The sequence below is a fragment of the Streptomyces sp. AC627_RSS907 genome (genome assembly GCF_019049165.1).
Genome location: NZ_JAGMUE010001559.1, coordinates 1 through 561 on the forward strand (window position 1 = coordinate 1; position 561 = coordinate 561).

General features: G+C 69.9%; 1 protein-coding gene. It reads right to left on the reverse strand.

Annotation, left to right across the window (positions count from 1 at the left end; translation table 11 throughout):
• On the reverse strand, positions 1-353 hold a 353-nt coding region (locus tag KUM32_RS42985; protein ID WP_217146974.1), incomplete at its 3' end, for a response regulator.
• Positions 354-561: the final 208 nt, after the last annotated feature.

Sequence of the window (561 nt, forward strand, 5' to 3'; positions counted from 1 at the left end):
GTGACGACGTACCCCTTGACGCCTCCGGCGAGGGCGTTGCGCACGGCCCCGATGTCGTCGGCGGCGGACAGGGCCAGGCCGTTGGGCCAGCCGGCGGCGCGGGTCTCGGACAGCAGGGTGAGCCCCGAGCCGTCGGGGAGATGGACGTCGGCGACGCAGATGTCGCGCGGGTTTCCGACTCGGGGGCGGGCCTCCGCGATGGACGACGCCTCGATGACGTCACGCACTCCGAGCGCCCACAGGTGGCGGGTGACGGTGGAACGGACTCGGGGGTCGGCCACGACCACCATGGCGGTCGGCTTGTTCGGGCGGTAGGCGACCAGGCTCGAAGGTTGCTCTAGAAGAACAGACACCAGGCCTCCTGAGGGAGTGGCGAGAACGGACGCCGTGCTCGGGGGACAAGCGAGGCGTTCCGGGTGGGAAGGGTCATGTGATCCTTCGGCAGCTCAGGTGCCCGGCTTTAGGGATTGATCACGAAATCCTGGGTAACAATTCGGGTCATTACGGACCAGTGGGGGAGGGCTCGCCGGGTGCTGGGGCGGCCCGGAGCCGGGCGGGGCG